Source organism: Mesorhizobium sp. M0185, assembly GCF_040322175.1.
Classification (GTDB): Bacteria; Pseudomonadota; Alphaproteobacteria; order Rhizobiales; family Rhizobiaceae; genus Mesorhizobium.
In genome coordinates, this window is record NZ_JAMYSY010000027.1 from 46227 (window position 1) to 70764 (window position 24538).

General features: G+C 58.8%; 16 protein-coding genes, 5 pseudogenes and 1 riboswitch. Of the genes and pseudogenes, 5 read left to right on the forward strand and 16 right to left on the reverse strand.

Going from position 1 to position 24538, the window contains the following annotated elements; all coding sequences use genetic code 11:
• Position 1: 1 nt before the first annotated feature.
• Positions 2-2347 carry a 5-methyltetrahydropteroyltriglutamate--homocysteine S-methyltransferase gene (gene metE, locus NKJ20_RS20845; protein ID WP_352746503.1) on the reverse strand — a complete coding sequence of 782 codons (2346 nt, stop codon included), beginning with the start codon at positions 2345-2347 and terminating at the stop codon, positions 2-4.
• A 95-nt stretch (positions 2348-2442) separates the two neighbouring features.
• Positions 2443-2643, reverse strand: a riboswitch (cobalamin riboswitch).
• Positions 2644-3055: 412 nt separating this feature from the next.
• Between metE and NKJ20_RS20850 the strand changes: the two genes are divergently transcribed.
• Positions 3056-3736 (forward strand): hypothetical protein, encoded by a 681-nt coding sequence (locus NKJ20_RS20850; protein ID WP_352746506.1) that lies wholly within the window; start codon positions 3056-3058, stop codon positions 3734-3736.
• Positions 3737-3758: 22 nt separating this feature from the next.
• Here the strand turns inward: NKJ20_RS20850 and NKJ20_RS20855 are convergent, their stop codons facing one another.
• The 4 genes and pseudogenes from NKJ20_RS20855 to NKJ20_RS20870 all read right to left on the reverse strand — a co-directional run bounded on the left by NKJ20_RS20855 (position 3759) and on the right by NKJ20_RS20870 (position 8291).
• Positions 3759-4592, reverse strand: a complete 834-nt coding sequence (locus tag NKJ20_RS20855) for a helix-turn-helix transcriptional regulator (RefSeq protein ID WP_352746508.1) — start codon at positions 4590-4592, stop codon at positions 3759-3761.
• A gap of 211 nt (positions 4593-4803) precedes the next feature.
• Positions 4804-6118, reverse strand: a pseudogene (locus tag NKJ20_RS20860) (MFS transporter); the annotation flags it as partial.
• 230 nt (positions 6119-6348) lie between these two features.
• Positions 6349-7608, reverse strand: a complete 1260-nt coding sequence (gene tyrS / locus NKJ20_RS20865) for a tyrosine--tRNA ligase (RefSeq protein WP_352746511.1) — start codon at positions 7606-7608, stop codon at positions 6349-6351.
• 446 nt (positions 7609-8054) lie between these two features.
• Positions 8055-8291, reverse strand: coding sequence for a hypothetical protein (locus NKJ20_RS20870; protein WP_352691541.1), 237 nt, complete (start codon positions 8289-8291; stop codon positions 8055-8057).
• Between the two features lie 247 nt (positions 8292-8538).
• Between NKJ20_RS20870 and NKJ20_RS20875 the strand changes: the two are divergent.
• Both NKJ20_RS20875 and NKJ20_RS20880 read left to right on the forward strand, forming a co-directional pair.
• Positions 8539-9346: pseudogene (locus NKJ20_RS20875) on the forward strand (IS5 family transposase); the annotation flags it as partial.
• Positions 9347-9550: 204 nt separating this feature from the next.
• The gene (locus NKJ20_RS20880) at positions 9551-10228 is read left to right on the forward strand and encodes a transposase (protein WP_245274818.1); all 678 of its coding nucleotides are present in this window, start codon (positions 9551-9553) and stop codon (positions 10226-10228) included.
• Between the two features lie 32 nt (positions 10229-10260).
• Here NKJ20_RS20880 and NKJ20_RS20885 read toward each other — a convergent pair whose 3' ends face one another.
• From NKJ20_RS20885 to NKJ20_RS20930, 10 genes and pseudogenes are all read right to left on the reverse strand, one after another.
• Entirely contained in the window at positions 10261-11253 is a 993-nt protein-coding gene (locus NKJ20_RS20885) for an adenosine kinase (RefSeq protein WP_352746514.1), read from the reverse strand.
• Positions 11254-11362: 109 nt separating this feature from the next.
• Complete coding sequence (metK, locus tag NKJ20_RS20890) at positions 11363-12538, reverse strand: methionine adenosyltransferase (RefSeq protein WP_352542141.1); 1176 nt, start codon at positions 12536-12538, stop codon at positions 11363-11365.
• 53 nt (positions 12539-12591) lie between these two features.
• A pseudogene (glyA, locus tag NKJ20_RS20895) lies at positions 12592-13930 on the reverse strand (serine hydroxymethyltransferase).
• A 917-nt stretch (positions 13931-14847) separates the two neighbouring features.
• Complete coding sequence (locus NKJ20_RS20900) at positions 14848-15057, reverse strand: hypothetical protein (RefSeq protein WP_352474793.1); 210 nt, start codon at positions 15055-15057, stop codon at positions 14848-14850.
• A 73-nt stretch (positions 15058-15130) separates the two neighbouring features.
• The gene (locus NKJ20_RS20905; protein WP_352746516.1) at positions 15131-15670 is read right to left on the reverse strand and encodes a hypothetical protein; all 540 of its coding nucleotides are present in this window, start codon (positions 15668-15670) and stop codon (positions 15131-15133) included.
• A 229-nt stretch (positions 15671-15899) separates the two neighbouring features.
• Positions 15900-16256 (reverse strand): hypothetical protein, encoded by a 357-nt coding sequence (locus NKJ20_RS20910; RefSeq protein WP_352746518.1) that lies wholly within the window; start codon positions 16254-16256, stop codon positions 15900-15902.
• Positions 16257-16678: 422 nt separating this feature from the next.
• Positions 16679-16801 (reverse strand): hypothetical protein, encoded by a 123-nt coding sequence (locus NKJ20_RS20915; protein ID WP_352746520.1) that lies wholly within the window; start codon positions 16799-16801, stop codon positions 16679-16681.
• 15 nt (positions 16802-16816) lie between these two features.
• Entirely contained in the window at positions 16817-18349 is a 1533-nt protein-coding gene (locus NKJ20_RS20920; RefSeq protein WP_352746522.1) for a Fic family protein, read from the reverse strand.
• A gap of 403 nt (positions 18350-18752) precedes the next feature.
• Positions 18753-18962 (reverse strand): annotated as a pseudogene (locus NKJ20_RS20925) (bifunctional hydroxymethylpyrimidine kinase/phosphomethylpyrimidine kinase); the annotation flags it as partial.
• 14 nt (positions 18963-18976) lie between these two features.
• Positions 18977-20137 (reverse strand): porin, encoded by a 1161-nt coding sequence (locus NKJ20_RS20930; RefSeq protein WP_352746524.1) that lies wholly within the window; start codon positions 20135-20137, stop codon positions 18977-18979.
• A gap of 1044 nt (positions 20138-21181) precedes the next feature.
• Between NKJ20_RS20930 and hemN the strand changes: the two genes are divergently transcribed.
• Positions 21182-22522, forward strand: coding sequence for an oxygen-independent coproporphyrinogen III oxidase (gene hemN / locus NKJ20_RS20935; protein ID WP_352746527.1), 1341 nt, complete (start codon positions 21182-21184; stop codon positions 22520-22522).
• Positions 22523-22749: 227 nt separating this feature from the next.
• On the opposite strand, the pseudogene NKJ20_RS20940 reads toward hemN, so the two are convergent.
• Positions 22750-23090 (reverse strand): annotated as a pseudogene (locus NKJ20_RS20940) (PIN domain-containing protein); the annotation flags it as partial.
• A gap of 734 nt (positions 23091-23824) precedes the next feature.
• Between NKJ20_RS20940 and NKJ20_RS20945 the strand changes: the two are divergent.
• Positions 23825-24511: an isopentenyl transferase family protein gene (locus NKJ20_RS20945; RefSeq protein WP_352474847.1), complete on the forward strand. Its 687-nt coding sequence runs from the start codon at positions 23825-23827 to the stop codon at positions 24509-24511.
• Positions 24512-24538 lie beyond the last annotated feature (27 nt).

A 24538-nucleotide genomic window follows, 5' to 3' on the forward strand; every position in this document is an offset into this window, starting at 1 on the left:
CCTACACTTTCCACCGGAGCGCACGTGCTGCATCGACCATGTTCATCAGGGCAGGGCGGACCTCCTCCCATTTGCGTGTTTTGAGGCCACAGTCCGGGTTTACCCACAGTTGGGAATCCGACAGTCGCTCGCGGGCAAGCATGACGAGATCCGAAATCTCGCCGACTTCCGGGACGCGTGGTGAGTGAATGTCGTAGACTCCGGGACCGATTTCGTTCGGATATTTGGAGCTCGTGAAGGCGTCCAGCAGTTCCATCTTCGAGCGCGACGTCTCAATCGAAATGACATCCGCATCCATTTCAGCGATCGCGTCGATGATCTCGTTGAACTCCGAGTAGCACATGTGGGTATGGATTTGAGTCGCGTCCTTTACACCCGTTGAAGCGATCCGGAAGCATTCGACAGCCCAGTCGAGATAGTCGTTCCAATCAGACTGGCGCAGTGGCAATCCTTCGCGAAACGCGGCCTCATCGATCTGGATCATCCTTGCGCCGGACCATTCGAGATCCGTCACCTCGTCGCGGATGGCGAGCGCGATCTGGCGGCATGCTTCGGAGCGGGGTACGTCGTCGCGAACAAAAGACCAGTTGAGAATGGTCACCGGGCCTGTGAGCATTCCCTTCACAGGGTTTTCCGTAAGCGACTGGGCGAATTGCCACCAGCGCAGCGTCATCGGCTTGGGCCTCGATACGTCGCCGAAGATGATGGGGGGGCGCACGTAACGCGACCCATAGCTCTGCACCCAGGCATGCTGGGTGAAGGCGAAGCCGGACAGCTGCTCGCCGAAATGCTGTACCATGTCGTTTCGTTCGAACTCACCGTGCACCAGCACGTCCAGCCCGATCTCTTCCTGCCAGCGAATTGCAGCCTCGATCTCCTTCTTCAGGAAGGTCTCGTAGTCGACATAGCTCAGCTGGCCCTTCCCATGAGCGGCCCGCGCCCTGCGTACCTGCGGCGTCTGCGGGAAGGACCCGATGGTCGTCGTCGGGAACGGCGGCAGCCCGAGCGTGCCGGCTTGGACTCTGGAGCGCTCGGCAAAAGCGCTCTCTCGTCGCTTCATGCTGTCGTCAATGCTGGCGATCCGCCCCTCAACCAGCGGGTCATGGATCTTCGTGGATGTCACGCGAGTGGCGGCAGCCTCGGCAGACGCTTTCAACGCGCCTGCCACCGCATCCCTGCCTTGGGACAGGGCCCGGGCAAGCAACACCAACTCGTCGGTCTTCTGGGCCGCGAAGGCGAGCCACGACCTGATGTCCGCGTCGAGTTCCGTCTCCATGCGGAGGTCGATCGGCACATGCAGCATCGAGCAAGAAGGCGCGATCTCGACGCGGTCCAAGGGCCAGCCGGCGACGATCGGTTTGATGCGGTCGAGAATGACGGGCAGGTTCGCACGCCAGACGTTGCGACCATCGATCAAGCCAAGCGAGAGCACCAGATCCTTCGGTGCGAGCCGACCCACCGTTTCCAGCTGCTCGGGAGCGCGCACGAGATCAATATGCAGCCCGGCCAGGGGCAGAGAAACCGCGGTTTCGAGATTGTCTCCCAGCGGCCCGAAATAGGTAGCCAGCATGATCTTCAGCTCGGGCGCGGCTTTCGACAGCTGGCCATAGGCGAATTCGAACGCAGCTCGTTCGTTCGGGTTCAGATCGAGGACAAGCGCTGGCTCATCGATCTGCACCCAGTCGGCTCCAGACAGCTTCAGCCTCTGCAGGAGTTGCTCGTAGACGGGCAGCAGCCGCGGCAGAAGCGCGATGGGATCGAGTCCTTCGGCAGGCGATTTCGCCAGCTTGAGGAAGGTGATCGGTCCAAGGATGACTGGGCGTGTGTGAACGCCGAGAGCTTTAGCCTCGATGAAGTAATCGACCGGTTTCGTCGACGAGAGGGCGAACGTCTGATCATCGTTGAGTTCCGGCACAATGTAGTGATAGTTGGTGTCAAACCACTTGGTCATTTCCATCGCGGTTACATCAGACCGATGAGCCGCCTGCTGGTGACCAGCGTGTCGACAATCCTCCGTCTGACCCTGGTTGCCCCGCGCCATTGCGAAGTAGATGTCAAGTGGAACCTCGCCGCTATTCCAGCCGTAACGGGATGGAACGGCGCCGACCATGGCTGCGGTGTCGAGCACATGGTCGTAGAGCGAGAAGTCGTTCGACGGGATTTTCGACACGCCGCGATCGTGCTGCTCCTCCCAGCTAGCGGCACGGAGCGCCTTCGCGGTCGTGAGAAGGTCGGCAGCGGACGATTTTCCGGACCAGTAGCTTTCAAGCGCGAATTTCAGTTCTCGCCGACGACCGAAGCGGGGCACGCCGAGCGTTGCTACAGGAATTTGCTGAGAGACAGTCATGCCAGACCCCGATGGTTGGGGCGTCGGTGACAAGGAAGGCGCTAGCAGGCCGGCACGAACGCCAGGCTGCAGCGGCCACCGAGACACCCCGCCCGTGGACGTAATTCGCCGTGGCAGGTCTCCTGGCTCGCGGGGTCATAGCCTCTACCCGTCTTCCCAAGGCTATTCGCCTCAGTGACATGAGTGGGGTTGGCTCGCCGCTAACAGTTGCGGGGGCAGCGCCGGCATCGCACCGGCTTCCCTCTTAGCTCCGCTGCGGCAGCGCCGTACGGAGAACCACGACGCGGGAGACAATTACAGCAGTTCGCCTCTTTGTCAACGCCGCATAAAGAAATGTTTATGTCGTTATGTTAAATTTCCGTTGGCATGTTCCAAAGGTCGCCTCGAAAGCGAAAACTGTGGAAGCCTTGAGCGGCCGGTAAATCAAAGCAATGACGCACGGCGCCCTTGTCCAGGAGGATAGGAGTTCGTCGGCTGCCGGCAGCAAACATACCGGCAAGCGCCGTGGTGCTGCTTCCCGCATCATGCGAACCACCTCGGCGTCGAACTTCGGCTCCGAGGTTCCGACCGCTTCGTTGGTGATCTGCTCGCGACCATATTCGGCTCAATGGCGAGGCTGTTGCCCATGTGGAAGCTGTTGGCCGTGATGCCCTCGGTGATATGACACAACGATTTCGGGGGGAGCACACCGAGGCCAGGCGCAGCGGCGTGATCGAGGCCAATGTCTCGAACTGCTTGTTCGCAGCCCACCGGCTCAAGGTAACCCGGCTCAAACCACCGGCCAGCTCAAGTCCTGTCCAAATGAGGCCTGAGCGGCAAATCGTCGTGCACGCGCACGGTTTGGCGTTCGATCTTGTGATGCGTCTTGGGCGGACAATCGCCACGGTGCAGCGCGCAGAAGCGGTCCCCAATTGGGAAGCCGAGGGCGGTGAGGGCAAGCCAGCGCCACAGGCGGAAGGGGACTTGGACCTGTTTGCCCTGCTGGACCACAAGTTCGCGACACAGGGCCTCAAGGAGAAGACCAAGAGTGATTATGCGCGGGACCTCGCCAAATTCATCAAAAGCAGCGGGCGTCAAAGTTCGGCGCCGATTGACATGGAGATAGCCATCGCGGCGAACCGCCCAGGCGGACCGCAAGCCGGAATACAACCGGGTGCAGGCGGCCAAGCTCGTCCACAAGATGGCGTCGGGCACACACCGGCGATGGGAGAGCGGACCGTGGAGTGCAGGAACTTTACGCCTATCCACGCTCCCGTGGACGTGTCCTGCGGCACATCGGCAGCGATATTGAGGAGGCAGTTGAGCTTCTGGTCGAGCACTCTTACCTGCCACTACCTACGCTTAACGTCATCTCGTACTGAAAACGCACCACGCAAGGTCGAGATGTAACATGCGCCCTTCGTGGATGGTTCTAAGCTTCCTCGGGCGCGGTCAATCTGTGATAACGGTCGCTTGGAACCTCCATCACCGCGACGCGATCAAGGTTGGCGTATCGCGCTCGGTAGTAACCTTCTTCCTCCACTTCGGCGAAACTAAACTGGGGAACGTCAAAGGTCGCAGCTTCCAATCCGAAGAAAGTCGTAGCGGTTTCTTCATCCAAGAAGTTCCACTCATCTTCTCCGTCGTCATATGTGACGCGAACATAGGAGGCCATGCGCACGGCTTCCTGATCACCCATCTCTGCGATGATGGCATCGCATTCTTTCTTCAGCTTTCCTGAAACCTCACCCTTATCCCAGTCATCCAAAGCCCGATAGATTTCTGGATGATAATACTCTGGCATCTCCTCTACATCGTCACCGATAAGCTCAATGGTGCGGACATATTGCGGATTTATCAAGAGTATTTTGTTGTCAAGGCTCCAACAATACAGCCATGGCCTGCTTGTGTTATTTCTACGAAGATTATGAAGTTCCTTCAACTGACGTAAAATCGATTCACGCGCCTTTTCATCGATAGGATATTGGCGGCTGCCAACAGTCGTCTTGATCCTGAGCGTGCCGTATCGCGTTTCGGCATCGGCAATTGCAAACGGGCTCGTGCGCCACTCCTCGACATCAATCTTCCAGCCCAGCAGCTCCTCGACCGTGCATTTCAACGTGAGACAAAGGTCCTTGATCTGCTCGACGTTCAACTGCGTTTTGCCTGTTTCCCAACGGGCCACAGTCTGTTGCGTCGTTGCCATCTGCTCTGCCAAATCTTTTTGAGTCATGCCCAGTCGAACCCTAAGCTCTTTCATGTTCATAACTCACCTCGCGTGTTCAACACACGCATTGTGGATGAATTAATCTAATCGTCAAGCGTGTTCAAAAATCGCAGCATGTGTTTTTAGGGCGTCTTCGAGGCTCCGGCAGCCGTTCGTGACCACTTGCGCAAGACACAGGGCTGGTACACAGCACGAATGGGCGATCAAAAATTACTGCTGAAATTCAGATAATTATTGTGGGCGAGTCTGGATCTCTCTGATCGACACGATAGTCGACCATCACCATGATCGGACCGCTTCGTGGCCGCAGGTCAAGATGCAGCGTCGGTTCGCTGAACTTGTTGGTCGGATCCAGATTGAGCGTTTCAAAATCCGGCTGACGCAGAAGGATGCCCATCAGTCCCCCAATGACAAGAACCAGCTGGCGGACGAGCAAGGCTCCCGAAACACCTTGGACATCCGCCAGTTCGCCCCAAAGCCAGCTTCCCGCCGCCATGCCGCCGTATGTGGCCGTCTGATAGAGAGAGGGCGCGTCCAACCACCCACCGCGGCGCCGAAAGCTGCACTGTGACGTTAAACAGCGAGAATGATTGAATCCAGGCCGCACCGGCTGGCATGAGGTTGAGACAGCTCAGCCCAACGTGCTCGCTCCATGCCCGAAAGAAGCAGCTGATCGCCAATACAAAGAACGCACCGCGAATGACCCATTCGTTGGAGAGAACTTCTCGGACCCGCCCGATGAGGAGCGCGCCGCAAATCGCTCCCAGGCCGAAGAAGCCGAGCATCACGCCGTAGGTGACTGCGGTCCCTTTGATCTGTTCGCGAGCGACCAACGGCAGGAGAGCCAAAATGACAACGGCGGTGAGGCCGAAAAGCTCCGGCACATCACCTTGAGAAGGTTCGGCGACAAGAGCACGTAACGGAAGCCCGCCGCCATCGCACTGCCGAAAGCCTCCCGCGGCAGCGCTTGTCGTGCCCTTTCGGCTTTGCATCGCAACAGCGCAGCGATCAGAGCGAAGTAGCAAAGGACGTTGAAGAGGAACGCGAAGGCCGCACCGGCTGTGGCCACGATTATGCCGCCAATCGCCGGCCCGATGCTGCGCATGAGATTGTAGCTCATGCCGTTGAGCGCAACCCCGCTTGGCAGGTGTTCGCGAGGCAGGATATCTCCCATGGAGGCTTGCCAAGAGGGATCGTGCAATGCCCAACCACAGCCGATTAGGAAGGTGAGACCCAGAAGGGTCCAGGGTGTCATTCCCCGCATAGGTCAGGAACGCCAGGAAGGCGGATACGCAGACCATCAGCAGTTGCGCAGTCAACATGATCCGGCGACGGTCAAACTTGTCCGCGAGCGCTCCCGCCGCGAGCGAGAAGATCATGTAGGGGAGGGTGGTCGATGACTGGACGAGCGCCACCATTCCATGGGAGGTGGCGATGCTCGTCATCAGCCAAGCTGCCGCCGCACCTTCCACTAGGGTGCCAAGGTTCGAAATGAGTGCAGCCGACCATAGCGAACGGAAGGTCTTGTGCTGAAAAGGAACCAGTGAAGATGTTCTCTTCGCAATTGTGGGAAGCTTCGGGATCGACCGCGGGGCTGGATTTGGTTCGCCTCACTCAACCATGGCCTCGCCATACAAGCCAAGCTGCCACAGTGGCGCGCCTGCTAACCCAGAAAACTTGGCGGCCTTAACTACCCCCTGAGGAGTGTCTCTCGACATTCCTCAGGGAACTCGACGCGAATGTCTGCAATATCCGCTAAGCGGGCAGAATTTCTGCGACAGCATTTGCTGAAACCCTACTTTACAACAGTGTGGCGCTTCCGGCCGAGCGAAAGCCGGATCGGGAGGTCTTGGGAAGATATCATTGTATCAACCTCGACAACGTTGCCGTTGATCCGCACACCTCGTCCCGAGATCGCCCTTCGCGCTTCCCCTTTGGAGGAGGTCAATCCGGCGCGTACCAGCAAATCCACAAGGGCTACTCCGGCCAACCCCTCGGCGTCATTTAGATGAAGCGTCGGTAGCCCCTCTGCGGCTTCGCCCTGCCCAAATGCTTGGCTAGCCGTGGCCTCCGCCTGTTTGGCGGCGTTAGTTCCATGTGCCAGGGCCGTAGCTTCGTTGGCGAGACGTTCTTTGACGGCGTTTAGCTCGGTTCCTTCAGCCTGTCCAAATCGCTCAATCTCGTTCATCGGCAGATCGGTGAAAAGCTTCAGAAACCGAACGACATCAGCGTCTTCCGTGTTACGCCAGAATTGCCAGTAATCGTATGGCGAAAGGCGATCTTCGTTGAGCCACACAGCTCCGGCAGCCGTCTTACCCATCTTGACACCTGAAGGAGTCTTCAGAAGCGGCGTAGTCACTCCGAACACTTCCTTTCCATCCGTCCGCCGTATCAAGTCGATGCCATTGATGATGTTCCCCCACTGGTCGGCTCCACCCATCTGCAAACGGCAACCGGTCCGGCGGGTTAGCTCAAGGAAGTCGAACGCTTGGAGGATCATGTAGTTGAATTCTAAGAAGCTCAGATTCTCCTGCTTTTCCAGCCGCGACTTCACACTGTCGAAAGAGAGCATCCGATTGACGGAGAAATGCCTGCCGACGTCTCTCAGCATGTCGATCCAACGAATGCTGTCCAGCCAGTCGGCATTGTTCACCATCACGGCATCCGTCGGGCCGTCTCCGAAGACAAGGAGACGGCCAAAGACCTTTCTGATCCCTTCAATGTTGGCGGCGATCCGCTCGTCCGTCAGCATCGGCCGCGCGTCCGAACGGAAGCTGGGATCGCCGATGCGGGTGGTCCCACCCCCAATGAGAACGATGGGTTTATGGCCAGTCTGCTGAAGATGACGAAGCGCCATGATCAGAAGAAGATGGCCGACATGAAGACTGTCAGCCGTCGCATCGAAACCAGCGTAAGCGGGTACGATGCCTGCTTCAAAGGCGGCATCGACACCCGGCAGGTCGGTCCCTTGATTTACATAGCCGCGCTCAATGAGCGTCTTCAAAGCCGCCGAATATGGTTTGGAATGACCGGTTGATAAATCGGGAAGTGCCATAGGGAATCCTCCTGGTATTGCCGCCAGGGGGTCCTCTCAATGAACAAAGCCGCCTGACGGCGGCTTGTTTCAAGGTATGATCGAAACGCGCCGCTCCTTATGGAAGCGTCGCATAATAGATTGCAGCGATGAGCGCGGACTTGATCATGTGCCGATGCATAAAGGACTTTATCCGCACCTGCAAGCAATCTGAAATGGCTACTTCGGGGAGCTGCCGAGCCTCTGTCGCGACGATTTGCAACTGACTTTTGCACCTCGCAGAACTCAACTTTTGCGACAACATTTCCTGCTTCCCGCTTTCCTTCTGATGTCGAGCCCAGCGCGCTTCACCTGCGCTTCGCTGCAGCCGGTCAGCTTTGCCGTCCTGCTGATACTGTTGCCGCCAGACCGGAAGACAATAATGCGTTCGTGTGTCACCAAGTCAGCTTGGCCTCCGGCGGGGCGGCTTATCCGGATGACTGCACGCGATCAGTTGCTGGTTCAAGACAGGGAAGAAGGCCTGCATCGCCTTTGCCGATGTTCAAGGTCAGTTCAATGTGGGTAATTTTCCGACGCCGTATTGCGCCACCGGCAAAAACGGCGTGAATCCTGAAACCTACGCCTGCAATTGGTGTGAAGCAGGCGAAAAGGGCTGCAGTGGCGGCGATTTCATCGAGGAAGGTTTGCGGCGGCGGCAGCGACACCGTTTTCTCGCGTCAGCAAATCCCGCCAAACCATTACCACCCCAATTGCGACCACGATATTCAGGGGCCGTACCGGAACCACGAGGGTCCTTACCAGGCGTGTCTCGCCACGCAAACCACCACCCACAATGGCATGGTGTTTGCCCTTAGAGCCTGACCCGAAACTCGGTTTTGGGGGTGGAAGCGGTTGAGTGGCCCCGTCCGTTGTGATTCGCTTGAGTTGTCTAGACTTGAACGGGATAACGACATGGGTTGGACGGAGACCACCCGCCGGCGATATTGCCGCGCGGGGCAGCGAGATGCAAACGCGTTGACGGACAGGGAATGGGCGTTGCTCGAGCCGTTCCTGCCGGGAACGAAGACAACGGGACGACCGCGGACGACAGAACTTCGGGCGGTCGTGGACGTGCTCCTCTACATCGCCTGGACCGGCTGCCAATGGCGGGCATTGCCGGATCGGTTCCCGCCGGTCTCGACGGTTCAACGCTATTTCTATGCCTGGCGGGACAACGGGCTGTGGAAGACCATCAACTTCCACTTGGTGGCTGCGGCACGCCTGGCGCTTGGTCGCGAGGCGAGCCCGAGCGCCGGTGTCATCGACAGCCAATCGGCAAAGACCACGGACGTTGCCGGTTTGCGTGGTTACGACGTCGGCAAGAAGGTCAAAGGCCGCAAGCGCCATATCATTACTGCCACCGAGGGACACTTGGTCGGGCTGACGGTGCACACGGCCGACATCCAGGAAGGCAGTCGGCGTCATCGCCTCCATTCGACGGCTTTCTCCCTGGTTGCGGCATCTGTTCGCCGACGGCGGCTATGCCGGAGAAAAACTGTCGCAGGCACTGGCCAATCTCGGCACATGGACCATCGAAATCATCATGCGCTCCGACGCGGCCAAGGGCTTTGAGGTGCTGCCACGACGATGGGTCCTCGAGCGAACTTTCGCCTGGCTGGGACGTTGTCGCCGGCTCGCCAAAGACTTCGAGGCGACCATCGCCAGCGCCGAGGCATCGATCTTCATCGCCTCGATCCGCCTCATGCTTCGCCGCATGGCAGCTCCACGTCGTGCGTCGAGTTTCGAGTCAGGCTCTTACAGGCATGCGCAGGACGCGCGAAGCCGCTCAAATCTCCCCAGATGGGTCAGCCATCGAAGACCGGCATCACTTGCCCGTTGAGCGGCTATACGATAATGCTCCGCGCTAAGCAGCAAGCGCCAAAAATTCGAGCGGCGACTTCATTCTCCTATTCAGGAAGGAACTATGAGGCGGCAGACGCGACCATTCACCGTGGAAGTCAAACAAAAGCGCAATTATCAAAAATCCGCACGTTCCATCTGGGGCAATTTCGACATCGCCGCGGCGATGGCCGAGACAACAAAGGAAGTCGAGCCGTTAAATCGTCAGCTTGTTGACTCTACTGTAGTGGCCCTTGATGCTGAACCTTTGCAAAAACCGCGAGTGGAGCATTTCATGGCCAATCCCCTGGAAACCGAGTCAGCAGTAGTTCCTAGCGCACCGGCAGACAAAGCGGAAACGCCAAAACCGAAGACGAGAGCGCGGCGGTCGAGGAAGCCAGAAGCTGAGGCGAGCGCGCCTGCCCGCAAGGAGGGCGCCAAGCCGATATCCGCGACCACTGAAGCACCGCCGTCAGCGCGAACAGGCCGAAAGAGCTACTCCGCGAAGGATCGTGCCCAGAAGCTGGCGCAGATCGAGACCTCGATCGGCGGCGGCGCTACTCTCAAGAGCGCGGTGAAGCAAGCCGGCATCTCGGAACAGACATATTATCTTTGGAAGAAGGCGGCGGCGCCTGCGGCGGACAGTGACGGGCTGAAGGATCTCGTCGCGCTCGAGGAAGAAAACAAGCGGCTAAAGAGCCTGCTTGCCGATCGTCTCCGCAAGGAGAATGCGGAACTGAAGAAAAGGCTCGGGCTGGATTAAGGAGGGTGGGCAGCTGGTTCTTGGCTCGCCACCTACAGCAGCCCCGCCTGCTCGGCCTCTCTGCGCAAATTCTGGCGTGGCCTTGGGCCGATCTGCTGGATGACCAGGCCGGCCGCTAGCGAGCCGAGATCGCCGCACTGCTTCAGGCTGCGGCCTTGCGTGTAGCCGTAGAGGAAGCCGGCGGCGTAGAGGTCGCCGGCGCCTGTGGTGTCGACCAGCTCGCGGATCCTGGTCGCATTGATGGTCACGGTCTCGTCGCCGCGCACGATCACCGAGCCCTTTTCCGAGCGGGTGACGGCGGCGATCTTGCAGTCCTTGCGGATCTGCGCCAGCGCCTCGTCGAACGACGCGGTCTGGTAGAGCGACTTGATCTCGTGGCTGTTGGCAAAGACGATGTCGACGGTGCCGGAGCGCATCAACTCTAGGAATTCGTCGCGGTAGCGGTCGACGCAGAACGAGTCCGACAATGTCATCGACACTTCGCGCCCGGCGGCATGGGCGAGCTTCGCCGTCTGCCTGATCGCCTCCTTGGCGCGCGGCGGGTCCCACAGATAGCCCTCGAAATAGGTGACCGCGGCGCCCGACGCCTTGTCGGCCTCAACGTCCTCCGGGCCGAGCTCGACGCAAGCGCCGAGATAGGTGTTCATCGAGCGCTCGCCGTCCGGCGTGACGAAGATCATCGAGCGCGCCGTCGGTGGCTCGCCGCTGAGCGGCCTGGTGTCGAAGGCGACGCCCTGGGCATGGATGTCGTGCGCGTAGATTTCGCCGAGCGCGTCGTTCGAGACCTTGCCGAAGAAGGCGGCGCGGCCGCCGAAGGAGGCGACGCCCGCCGCCGTGTTGCCGGCGCTGCCGCCCGAGGCTTCGATGGCCGGGCCCATGCGGCTGTAGAGCAGTTCGGCGCGCCTCGTGTCGATCAAATTCATCGCGCCCTTGATGATGCCGTTCGTCTCCAGGAACGCCTCGTCGCACTGGGCGATGATGTCGACGATGGCATTCCCGATACAAAGCACGTCATAATCCGGCATCAATTCATGTCTCCGCCAAAAGCCCACCGGCTTTCTGGCATGCCGGCCGCCGGCGGGTCTGGCCAGTGGGAATGGGCTTTCCGCTTGCCAATCGGTTCGGCGCCAGCCCTCACGGGGCGGCAAGTCCTGCCTCGCGACGCAATTCGTCGGCCCTGTCTGTCTTCTCCCAGGTGAAATCAGGCTCTTCACGGCCGAAATGGCCATAGGTCGCGGTCTTGCGGTAGATAGGGCGTAAGAGATCAAGCATCTTGATAATGCCCTTCGGTCTGAGATCGAACAACTCAAGAATGAGGCGCTCGATCCTTCTTTCCTCAACCCTCGCTGTTCCGAACGTGTTGACCATGACAGAAACCGGACTGGCCACGCCGATTGCGTAAGCAAGCTGCACCTCGCAGACGTCCGCAAGTCCGCTAGCGACGATATTCTTTGCGACATACCGGGCCGCATAGGCAGCTGAGCGGTCAACCTTGGACGGGTCCTTGCCCGAAAAGGCGCCGCCGCCGTGACGACCCATCCCACCATAGGAATCGACGATGATCTTGCGTCCAGTGAGACCGCAGTCGCCGCGCGGCCCGCCGACTACGAACCTCCCCGTCGGGTTGACCAGAATTCTGATGCCTTCCGTCTCCAGGTGGGTCGGCAGGACAGGCTTTATGATTTCCTCAATGACGCCCTCGCGGACCGTCTCTTGCGAGACCTGCTCGTCATGTTGGGTCGATACGACGATGGTATCCAGGGCGACCGGGCGCAACCCCTCATAGCGCACTGAGACTTGGGATTTCATGTCAGGACGCAACCAGCCAAGCTGTCGTGCTTTCCGGACATCTGCCTGTTGTTTCGTCAAGCGATGAGCGAGCTGGATCGGCAAAGGCATCAGAGTATCGGTTTCGCGGCATGCGTAGCCGAACATGAGGCCCTGATCTCCCGCTCCCTGTTGGAGGTCCTGCCCTCGTCCCTCGTCAACGCCCTGGCTGATGTCGGGCGACTGCTCGGTGAGTGCATGAACGACGGAGCAACGCCGGCCGTCAAAGCCGACGGCCTCGTTGTCGTATCCAATATCGAGAATCGTATCGCGCGCAACTTGGCTATAATCCACCTGCGCATCGCTGGTAATCTCGCCAGCCAGAACGACCATCCCTGATTTTACCAACGCTTCACAGGCGACGCGCGCCTTGGGATCGGTGCGGAGGATGGCATCGAGGATGGCATCCGAGATGTTGTCGGCCAACTTATCCGGGTGTCCCGCGCCAACCGATTCGGAAGAGAACACGAACTGCCTAGCCATGAAATGCCTCGCTTCGGGTGTTGGAGTTGTATGGGGCATTTTGCTAGCCCACCTTACCTGTCGGTGAGGCCCGGGACCTCGAACGCAGCGCACAAGTCGGCAACGTCTCTTCGCACGCAGGCATGGAGATCTTCGTCTTCTGGCTCGCCGGAGGACGGAGTCCATGAAGCCAGCAATTTGCACGGTTTCCACATCGCGCATGCCCATTGACGTCACTGCTGGCGACCCCAGGCGAATTCCGCTTGTGACCGCCGGATCCCGCGGGTCGCCAGGCACCATATTAAAGTTTGTGATGATGCCTGCCTTTGCTAGCCGCTCGGCATAGGCCTTGCCCGATAGTGGTCGATCGCGCAGATCAAGGATCAGCATGTGATTGTCCGTCCCCCCGGTAACCAGGTCATACCCTCGCTCGATCAGTGCCTGTGCAAGAGCCTTGGCATTCTTGACGGTCTGTTGGCCGTAGCTTCGGAAGGACGGGTTCGCGGCTTCGTGCAAGGCAACTGCTAGCGCAGCGATGGCATTCATATGAGGCCCGCCTTGCAGGTGAGGAAAGACCGCCCGGTCTATTCGTCTGGCGAGATTGTATTTGCTCTTTGTATGATACAGGGCCTGATAGCGATCTTCGTTCCTGGACAAAATGAAACCACCGCGGGGACCGCGGATCGACTTGTGAGACGTGCTGCTGACGACGTCGCAATGGGGTACGGGATTCGGATGCACTCCAGCGACAATCAGGCCACTGATGTGCGCGATGTCGGCCACGAGGTAGGAGTTCGCCTCCAGAGCGATTTCTGCCATTGCCGCGTAGTCGACGATACGGGGATAAGCAGTACCGCCAGCCCAAATGAGCCGAGGCCGTTCGCGTTTTGCTGTTTCGCGCAAACGGTCATAGTCAATTTGCTGCGTCTTTTCGTGCAGCCCATAGGGGACGCGCTTATAGTCTGTTCCGGAAAAATTGATGGCCCAACCATGAGTGAGGTGGCCCCCTTCCGGAATTGGCAAACCCATCACCTTGTCACCGGGGCTTAAAAGCGCTCGATAGACAGCCTGATTGGCCGGCGAGCCGGAATAAGGCTGGTCGTTGGCGTGTTCGCTGCCGAATAACGTGTTCAAGCGCTCAATGGCGAGGTTCTCAAGCTCATCGACGATCTCGTTTCCCGCGTAGTAGCGCGCAGCGGGGTACCTCTCGGCGTACTTGTTCATGAAAATCGAACCGGTTGCTTCCAGCACGGCCGAGGAGGCAAAGTTCTCAGATGCGATCAGTTTGAGCGTCGTCCGCTCCTGCCGCTCCTGTCTTAGAAGCAGTTCGTGAACGCGGCAATCAACCGTCGCCAAGCGAGACCGTCCATAAGTGTCGGGCTGCGCGATGGCGCTGTCGGCGGAGTTGTCCATGGTAGCTTCGCGCTCCAATTGGATTGATCTATTTCACGGTCAAGCATGCGGTCCCCTTCGGCCGCGTGTCTCGTATCGCTTCGAGCCGTTGAAGGTCTCGTTTGTGATAGCCATCGCCGTGGGGCAGGAGATCAACCAACAATTGAACCAGCCCGCCGTCCTTACCTCCTGTTTTGAGATTGTACGAGCACCACGGACGTTGTTCGTTGCAGTAAAGAAAGTCGGCTCTGGCCAGCAGCCGGACGTGTCGTACAACGTGCTCACGACGCAGACCCAGAATCTCCGCTAGCTGGCAGACAGTTAGGTCCGCGTGCGCGCAAAGGCCTAGAATTCGAAGGCGATCTAAATGCGCTGCCGTCCGTAGGCGACTGACCAGTTTCAGCATTGGTCAGGACCAAGCCACTTGGAAAGCCTGGGCACTCGTCCTACTGAATTTGTCATTTCGCGTTCTCCACAGATGTTGCAGCTTTCGAACCAAATAATATGGTTGCTTGTCCACCGACCGGACAATCTCGGTGGCCGTGAAGATACTGTTTTGAGCCGATATGGCTGTGTCGAACAAACAAGATGGGCGCTCTTCTTGCCATTGCCTTTAGCCGAAATTGCACGCAGTTCGGCGGGTCGGAGAATAAGCCACGGTTCGGACCCCACTGACTCAAACGTTGCAATAAGCCTACCATTCACAGCGAACCGGAGTTGCTAAGAGTCTATGAATTTCCTTGAAGGATCTGTTGCAACGTTTGCGCAGCCCGGTCTTGCTCCCGGCTTGCAGCGGTCAATCTCGTGCAGACTGACCGTGATGCAAAGATGACAAGGAAGGTTCGCTTTCAATCCGATCTTCTTCCTGGCCAAGTAGTTCGTAGTCTCATAACTGTGGCCTAGACAAAAGCTGGGCTAATCAGCGAGGTATGATGTCGTTAGCGTGGTTGGGCCACCAGCAGGTCGACGCCAAGATCGACACGCGCAATTTCCCGCGCTCCGAGAATGTCAGTGACTGCGCGCTCTTCCTCGGGCGGTCTGGCTGCGCCGTCTAGAATCTGAATGCGTCTCGCGCCGACCCGTTCAGCAATGAGCTGTTCGGCTTGCCGCATTGACGGCGAAGCAAGCTCAAGTACGTTTTCGCGCATCTCACGCGCCGCCTCGCCGACTTCCGCAAAACGCTTCTCGGCGAACTGCTCCTTAAAGAGCGCAGCGAGATCATCAAATGTTTGAACTTTGGTGGGCTTGGGTTTCGAGCAAAATATCCAGTTGCCAGTCCAGGTTTATAGGCAAGGCTGTACGCTTTGTCGTCTGGCAAGGGCCCAATATCCCCTGGTGAGACGAAATGGACTGCCGTGCTACGGTTGCTCCATTATAAGAGCGGTCGAAATCGCTGATGTTTGCAATACAAGGAGCCGCATAGAAGACGTTTGACGGATAGCGCGCCTCAAGCCGAAGAAGCAGTTCATGCTGACGCGACACATCCCTGCGCATCATCGCAATCCGAAAAAATGGTATCGACAAACCGGGACAATGTCCGCTCGCAATCTCAAAGGCAGTTCCTCGCTTCATCAGCTCCGGAAGCTTGTACTGGAAAAACAGCGGAACCCCTGGGAAATTGATGCGGATGTCAACGCCAGAATGCCCCTCCTGTATGAGGTTTGGAAAGACCGGCGCGCCTACAGGTGCGGCTGACGATGACCGGATAAGGTTTTCGGTGAAGGCATACCCAAATGAGAACTCCGTGTAGCCCACCTTCATTCAATTCTGCTTTCGTGCTGAAGTTTATCCGGGGCTCTTTGCCTGCAGCCGAGCAGACCATATAACAGAAAAAACTATGCATACTTGCGATAGTCTGAGCTTATCGATTCCTCGGATAAATATTTAAAGAGCTCACCCACTCTTCTGGCTGCTAGAATGGGAATGGGAAGCTTCTGATTGATCTGGGTCGAGTTCCAGTTGATTTTGGTAAGCGACAAAATCTCCTGCGCTATCTCAGCGATTCCCGGCGCAGATCGCCGATAAGTTTCGGGCTTGGCGAACAGCGCCAGAGTGCGTAGCCGATATCTTCAACCGGGGCGGCGGCTTCTCCCTCGCCAGTGCCGAGCGCGATCATATGCGTTGCGCATTCGGCCAGCGCGCCGTCAAGGCGCCCCGCTTCCGTCGCGCTGCCGTAAAGGTCCAGGAACCACGCCAGCGAATAAGACCAGTCGGCAGGCAAGTCCTGCCCATTGTGATCCCTTGCGACGACGGCCACGACGGCGTTGCGGCCTTCGGGCGTGCGGGGCTCTATCCCAAGGATCGGGTATAATTCGGGTGTGGGCTGCTGAAGGATACGCGCCGGCACGAGCGACAGTGCTTTCTCCAGCGAGGGAGGAAAATCCTCCAGTTCTTCGGCCAGTTCGGCAGCTTCTCTCCTTCGTCCCTCGCGGCGCTTCTACATATTCTGCCGCAACCACGGCAACGGTGCGCTGCGCCCGTTCAGCGGTGCTGGTGGCAATCAGCTCGGCCGGAATGTCACCATCCTTGATCGCCCAGTGCGTACGGTGCTGTTCGAACTGTTGAATGCCCAGCCGGTCCGCAATTCTCAACACCGCTGACCGGTCGAGAAAGGCATGTTTCGGATCGGGCTCGAAGGTGAAGGCCAGTTCGTGTCCGCGCCGAACGATATTGCGTATGCGGCTGTGCCGGACCACGCGCGCGTGCGGGCCTCCCGCCCCGACTTCGTACATCAAAAGCGCCGGGATTTCCTCCAGCCGGCGCAATGTTTCAGGGCGCGAGGTCGATAGCCTTGGCCTCGGCGCCGCTAGATTCCTTGAACCGATCAATGGTTGACGTGAACGGCGGCGTTTCCCACCACTCGCCGTGGCCCGAGACAAGCAAGTTAAACATGGCACACCACCGACCTCACGCCGCCTTCTCCATAGACCACTTCACCCGTTCGGCGAGAAAGGCGGCGAACGTTTTCACATTCATATTGCCGCTCGCCTCCTCCAGCCCTGCGAGGTAGGCCTTCCGGTCATCGACTCTGACGACTGTCCAGGGGTAACCGCCTGAAGCCAGCATCGCATTCATGAGGAACCGCGCCATTCGTCCGTTGCCGTCCGGATAGGGGTGCACATAGCCCACAAGCCAATGCCCCAGCACGGCACGCACGGAGGCCTCCTTCTCCGCCTCCAGCAGATCGAACAGCTCATTCATACCATCGGCCACCGCTTCGGTACGCGGCGGCACGTGCTGCGAGCCGCGCAGGTACACAGGGTGATTGCGATATCCCGCAAGCGCGCTGGCTTTGAGGATGCCGGCGGTCACTGACGGCGCGAACAGCTCCCGGTACCACTCCCGGTGAGTGTCCCGCGTCAACGCGCCGGCTGGCTTGCCGTTGATAATCGCGGCAACAGAGTCTTTGACCTTCTGGAATGCGAGGTAGTAGCCACGCGCGGCAAGCGCATCTCGGTTCTTGCGGTCCTCTTCATCAATCTCCGGATTCCAGCTCCCCTCGCGCACCCGGTCGATGAGTTCCGGGGTGACGCTGTACCCTTCTATCGACAGCGAATGGTAGGCGTCGCTTTCGTAGATATCCTCGACGAACTTCATATAGGCGTCTTTGTCGGACGGCAGTCCGGGTGCCTTCGGGAATACCTCGATGATGGCTTCGCGCTGCGATTGCCAGATCGCGCGCAGGCGGGCGACCAACGGCGGTACGCCCGCCGCAATAGTTGTCACTCCAATTTGTCCCGCGAACGGATCGGATTCGCGCACGTCATAGCCGGTGGCTTTGAAGGCGGCCACGATTTCATCGGCAAAGGAGTCGCGTCCTACGCGACGGAAGGCCCCCGCAAGCCGTCCCGCCACGGCGGAATGGCCGCCATCAAGCAGCAGGGCCAGAACGGTTGATACGTCGCGCACCGACGCCATGGCGATCTGCATCTCGATAGGGGCGCGCTGGAAGAACGCTTCCGGCACCCGGGTAAGGGCGGCCTCGACAGTGAACACGCGCTGGCCGTTTTTCTCTGTCAGTTCGGCCGGCATCTCCTTGACCTTGAGGTCATAGAGCGAAGTGCCGAACAGCAGGTCGATTTTGTTATTCGTGCCTTTGGGGGTGTTCACCACCACCTGAGGCGGAATAGTGGGCGCTTCCGCGTGCAGAAGCAGCGACTGCTCCGGTGACAGGAACCAGTCCTTGCCGAACCGGTCATTGCAGTAAAGGGAGCAGAACTCCCAGAAGCTCGCGTACCAAGGGGTGGTGTCTTGCTGCCGTGCCTGCGGGCCGGTCGACATGAGCCAGCCTTTGATAACATCGCGCAGGAACCCGTTCTGCAGCAGCCGCTCCCGGTGGACGCGGGTCAGCTCATCTGATTTGAATATGCGCCGCCCACCCTCCTGCAGCTCTTTGAGGACGGCCAGTGATACAGCGAGTTTTTCATGGGGCTTGGCCATGGCCGTGCCTTTGCAACTTTTTTAGAGCTGTGCGATTACAAGTATATAGTGCTGATAGGCGACAAGTCAATGATGCTGTGGAGTTGCAAGTTTTTTAAGTCGTGCGATAACAAGTTTTTTATGCGCTAATCGGCAAATGCGATCGTTTCCATAGCCCCGCGAAGGATCGTTACCCGGATGGGCCGAGACCCAGCTCCCCCGCAGGCTACGCAGGGGCTCGGGGCGAGCCTAGAGCCTGGCCCTCCGAAGCGCTTCGAAGGAGGACGCGCCTCTTTGAAAAACTCGCCCGTTGTGCATCGTGGGTACCCGTAAACGCGAATTCTCAAAGGAAAGACGCTCCTTACCTCTCCCTCCCGCCACGATCATCACGGCCGCCCCCGCGCTCACTACGCCGCGACGCCCGCGAGATCGCTGCACGCATCTGATCGGCCACCAGACCGGGTTGCAGATGAAGGATGTCCGTGACGCTGTCGTGTGTTTGCACCGTCACCGCAGTGACGGCAAGGCAGCTGCGCACGCCCATGAAGGAGAGCGTCTCGATATCGCGCGCGATTCCGGCACCCCCACTGGAGTCCAATCCGGCGACGACAAGTACATGCGATGCCTGCCTCAGCGCCCCTTCATCCGTTAGAATGAGCGTTCGAAACGCAGGATTCCGCCGACACTGCTCTTCTTGTTGGCGTTCGTCCAATTCATGTTGGAAGCGCCGTCCACCTTGCCGACGGCGAAGTTACCGTATCGGCCATAGTCGAGTTCCGCCGTAACTGTGAAATCTGGAAGAAACGCATAGGCGACGTTTGCAGCGACACCAAGGTTCTTGAGCTGATCACCGGAGAGCTGAAGGTTGAACGAAGTTGTCTCGTTGAGCTTGTAAGTGGCGCCAGCCCAGAAAGCCCAGTTCCCGCCCCAACTCTTATAGAAGCCGCGGCCATGAGCGTCGATCGCGTTCGTGGAGTCGTCGTTGAGCTTGCCCCTGGAACCGTAGCCGAACATTCCGAACAGCAACAGTTCGTTGGTGACATTGATGTCGACACGGACCTTGGCGGCCACCGATTCGTAGTTGCTATCGTAAGCGGCAACGCCGGTGATCGCGCCCCAGCCATGTGTGTATTCCAAGCCGCCGACTACGTGCGGAGCGTAGCTGTCAATTGTGCCGACCACGCCCGAGCCTTCTTCGAGCGAAACCACGGCCGAAAAGCCGTTCCCGGCGTCGAAGTAGTACTGAACCACATTGGTATCGAAAGCGCCGTACGAAACCGGCGTCTGGTTGAGTACGTCACCCGCGCCGCCAATAAACATGTCGAAGGCCGACCAGTCCTTACCAACTCGGAGGCCACCAAGCTGAATCCAGGCGAAAGTCAAAGTGCTGTCTCCGTTGAAGGCATAGGGCCGAGAACTGTCCGAAACCGAAGCGCCGCGGTTGCCGAAGTTCATGCGGGTTTCGGTGTAGGTCTTCAACGTGCCGAGTTCGGTCTCCTGGCCGGTCCAAGTTTTCAATGTGAAGCGCGTGTTGTTTTGCCATGTGCCCTGATGCTCACCAGTCCTCACATCCGAGGTTCTTGCGTGATCAACCAATCCGACATGGCCCAAGCCGACGTCGTAACGGACATAGCCGCCGATGCGCACGCAGGTCTCAGTGCCTGAAATGTAGACGTAGCCCGAGCCGTAGACGTCGCAGACTTTAACGTACTCAGTCGGGTCAGGCTCGGCAACGGCGGTCACGGCGCGAGCGTCGGAAACGGCAATCAGTGCCGCAGTTGAGCCGAGGAGGAGGCTCCTAATCTTCATTGTTGATCTCCGTTCAAAGAGTAAAAGGAATGGACGTCAGTGATGAACTCTTGCTAAGGAAACAGTCGATAACGATGCGCATTGAGTTGAATTTTAGCAGTTTTGATGCGCTCGTCACGCCAGATATTCATCAGAAATTGAGAATATGATTGGGTGTTATTGTTACAAATATGCGATTGTTATTACAAATATAATAATCGCCGAAACGACGCCATCCAACATTTCTGTACAAATCATCCCCGTCATCTCCGCTAGTTGTGGGCGGGCCGTCGCAAAGGCTTCTACTGCAAATGACGTGCCATCCTGACGACGCAGCTGCGGCTTTAAACTCAAGTGTGCCGGCGGACCTTGGTTCGCTCTTCCTTCCTTTTTGCCTTGCGGATCAACCCAAGCACGAAGGGCAAACGTTTCGGCTACGGTTCGTCTGTTCGCTTCGCGACAGTTTCGTTCAATGGCGACAGCTTTGTTTGCTGTGAGCCCCGACGTTGAGACATCATGCGGCGGCACCGCTCGGTACGACGCCGTCATTTTGGCGAGCGCGATGATCGGTAATCACGCGCTGACGCGCAGCCTTGCCTCCACCACGGAGTCAGTAGGCGCGCCGGCCTTGGCATTGCGGCCGACCTGACGGTCGCGTCGAGCAGCCTCTCGTCCTGATAGACGGCGCGCCACAGCTAATGCTTCTTGCCAGCAATTCACACAACGAGCTCATCGAGATGCCAGAGATCACTATGGGGCTGCGCTAGCTGGCGAGCAAAGTCTGGTCCCAACGCCATGTTATCTCGTTGGATGCGGCAGCCGCGCTCAGCAGAATCTACTCGACCAGGCGCAGGCTGAAGGGAAGGGATGGTGGAACCAAAGGGTGCGCGTGAGGGTCGCGGCGGGAACAGCCATGGCCAGTCGCTGACCGTCCAGCCAAGACTGAACGGCCGCTTTGCTGAGAAATACAAGTTTCGAGCCCAAAGCGGAACGGACTGACATAGCGCAAAGACACAGGCGAGCGCAGCGGTAAGGTTGGCGGTTATCAGCATGGGACGGTAACTGTTGCAGACCACAAAATATCGCGAGGCCGGCCTGCCTTGGTACACTATCTATCCGACTGTGTCGGAGTTCTCTGGGGCGGTCGGCGCCGAGGCTTATGAGGAATGGCTCAGGAACCTGCCGGCTGACGATCCGGTGTCGCTCTATTTCCACGTTCCGTTCTGCCGATCAGCTTGCTGGTATTGTGGCTTCCCCACCACCATCACCCGCCATGATGCGCCGATCCTCAACTATCTGGCGGCCCTGCGTGACGAGATCCGTTTGGTCTCGGAGCGAGCGCCGCAGACGCTGCCCGTGAGCGACATGCATTTCGGCGGCGGAACGCCGTCTCTCATAGGACCAGCCGAGTTCCTGGCTCTGATGGAATTCCTGCGACGCCGCTTCGCTCTCACGAAAACAGCTACGGTTGCCGTCGAGATTGATCCGCGCACGTTCACGGCCGAGATGGCCGAGGCCTTAGGAGCAGCCGGCGTGAACCGTGTGAGTCTCGGCGTGCAGAGCTTCGATCCCATTGTTCAAAAAGCAATCAACCGGGTTCAGAGTGAGGCGCAGACGTCGGCTGCCGTGGAAATGCTGCGCCGGCATGGAGTAAGCCGCATCAACTTCGACCTCATCTTCGGTCTCCCGCATCAAACGGTGCAGTCCTGCGTCGAGACCGCGAGGGCGGCGGTCGCAATGCGCCCCGACCGGCTTGCGGTGTTCGGCTATGCGCACATCCCGTCGCTTATAAAGAATCAGCGCCTCATCGAGGAGGCAGTTCTTCCGGGCAGCGCTGCCCGCGCCGAACAGTATGCGGCCGTGGCCGCGACGCTGATTGCCGCCGGCTACCGCGAGATCGGGCTCGACCATTTCGCCTTGCCGGACGACGAGCTCGCGCTGGCACAGAAAACGGGTCGCCTGCGGCGTAACTCGCTGGGCTACTCGGCCACCACCTGCAGAACCCTGATCGGTTTCGGCGCGTCGGCTATCGGCCGCGTCGGCGAGGGGTACGTCCAAAACGAAGTTACACGGGATTCCTACATCCAGCACATCGCAGCTGGCCGTCTGGCGACGTCAAAGGGCTATCGCCTCACCGACGACGACCGCGTGCGAGCCGCAATTATCGAGCGACTAATGTGCGATCTCGAGGCCGATATGCAGGCAATCTGTACCGCCCACGGATCTGATCCGATCCGTCTTCTCGATTCAGCTGAACGCTTGGCGATGCTGGCCGAGGACGGGATAGTGGACTTCGAAAACGGTTTTGTCCGCGTACGGCGGGAGCATCGCTTTGTAATTCGCGCTGTCGCTGCCGCGTTCGATGCTTTTCTCGATCGGGATGGCCGTAAGCATAGCCACAGGTGAGGGCAAGCATCCAACCGGAAGCTAAACTCGACGCCCTTGGCCGAGGCCTGTCATGAAGCGCGCGTCAAGGATGCGAAAAGCAGAGCTGATCCGCCTATTTCATCTCATCTTCAATGACATCGACCTCGTGGCTGCCACCGAGGCGTTTCCATATTGATCGTGGTAGGTGCGGGGCATCTGGGTGTTTCGCCGTCAGGGCATGAATATCCCCGCCATGTGATGGGTCAGGAAATCGCGGTGGCTGCAATCAGCCCGTCCATCGATGACAGACCGCGGCCACGCCGCTTCGCGAGGCCCGTCAGGTCGCCCCAGGCCAGGGCAACCAGTTCGTCCACGGGCAGGACTCTCGGCTCGAAGCGCTGCGGCAGGTCCCGGGCGAGCCATCCGGCCAGTGCGTCACGTTTCCGACCTTTGTCCATGAGGGCCGCGCCGCGCCGGATCTCGGCGATCGACACAACGCTGATAAATGAGCGGTCTTCATCGAGCCCGTCATCCATTCCAGCACGCGCGCGTCAGGGCTCGGCCTCGTCACCTCGGAGAGGCCATTAGTGTCGAGCAAGAGCCTCACAATGGCAGACCATGCGGTTCATCGCGTAGCCGCTCGATGTCCAGTTCGGCGTTGCGCAGCGGCGATGCGCAGCGAGTGCCCAGAAAGCAGCAGCCAGCTCCCCTTCCGGAAGATCGGAGCGGACGCCACGCAAAAAGCGCCAAATCCTTGGCGCCGGCGGTCTGTGTGTTTGCGCGCTGGCGGCTTTGGTGTACTCCTGTGCCGTTTCGACGAGGCTTCCAGCCGGACCGGCAGGGGAGGAGGCTTTGGCGGCGCGGCCGGCACACGGCCCACCTCGAGGACGAGATCGACGATGTCGGGCAGATCCTCGGTCGCCTCACAAATCGGTGAGGTCGTCGGGACACCGTCTTCCACTTTTGTTGATCAGCCGCCTTCCTGGCCATGTTCCGAGACAATAAGGCGCCCGTGCGCCGCCGCCTCGATTAACCCAAGACGCGCAAGGATCTTTTGCCGGAGACAACGAGGTCACCATCCTGCGGTGCCGCGTTGCGTCACACTCGGCATGAGATGTGCAAAGTGGACCGTCGTCAAACGTCAAACAGAGGCGTTGGTGACTGGACTGAACGACCAGAACGGGCTGCTTGCGCCCTTTCGGACTTCACAAAGTTCGAAAATGGCGTCGTTTCAGGGCATAATCGCCGCTTGTCAAAATGTTTGCGACAAGTCCGGTGAAAGCCTACCGAGTATCTTGTGCTTGGGGGGCGGTTAGTTCCGATAAACTAAGCGGCATACACATGCTAATCTATTTGATTTACGGGCCGACCTGCAGCGGCAAAACAGACGCGGCAATCCAAATTGCACGAGAGACCGGATGGCCGGTCATTGCGCTGGATCGTGTACAATGCTGTCCTCAAATCGCCACCGGCAGCGGGCGTCCCTCGGATTCCGAACTGCAATCTACCCAGCGGATCTACTTGGACTCGCGCCCGCTAACCGCGGGCATCATCGACGCCGAGACCGCCCATCGTAAGCTGATAATGCAAGTGGATGAGCGTAGTTCCCAGCCGGGGCTCATCCTCGAAGGCGGTTCGATCTCCCTTCTCAATTTAATGGCGCGAAGTCAGCATTGGGATGGCGCTTTTCGGTGGCATGTAAGGCGGTTGCGGCTCGGCAACTCGGACGCCTTTCTGGAGAGAGCCAAGCGTCGGGTCACAGACATGTTTGTCACAAGAGAAGGACAACCTTCATTGCTGCAGGAACTTGCGGATCAGTGGAAGGAAGATGCAGTCCGTCCCACTTTGGAAGACGTTGACGGATATCGTTGCGCCATTCATTTTGCGAGAGAGCACAGCTTGGCAATCAGCGAAATGCCGTGCCTTCGCAAAGAGCTCCAACAAGATCTTGTAGAGGCGATTGCGAGAGAATATCTCGAATATGCGCGTTGGCAAGAACGCGACTTTCCAGAATGGCAAACTGAGTGAGCAAGCCTCCCCGGACCTCGCCTGCGG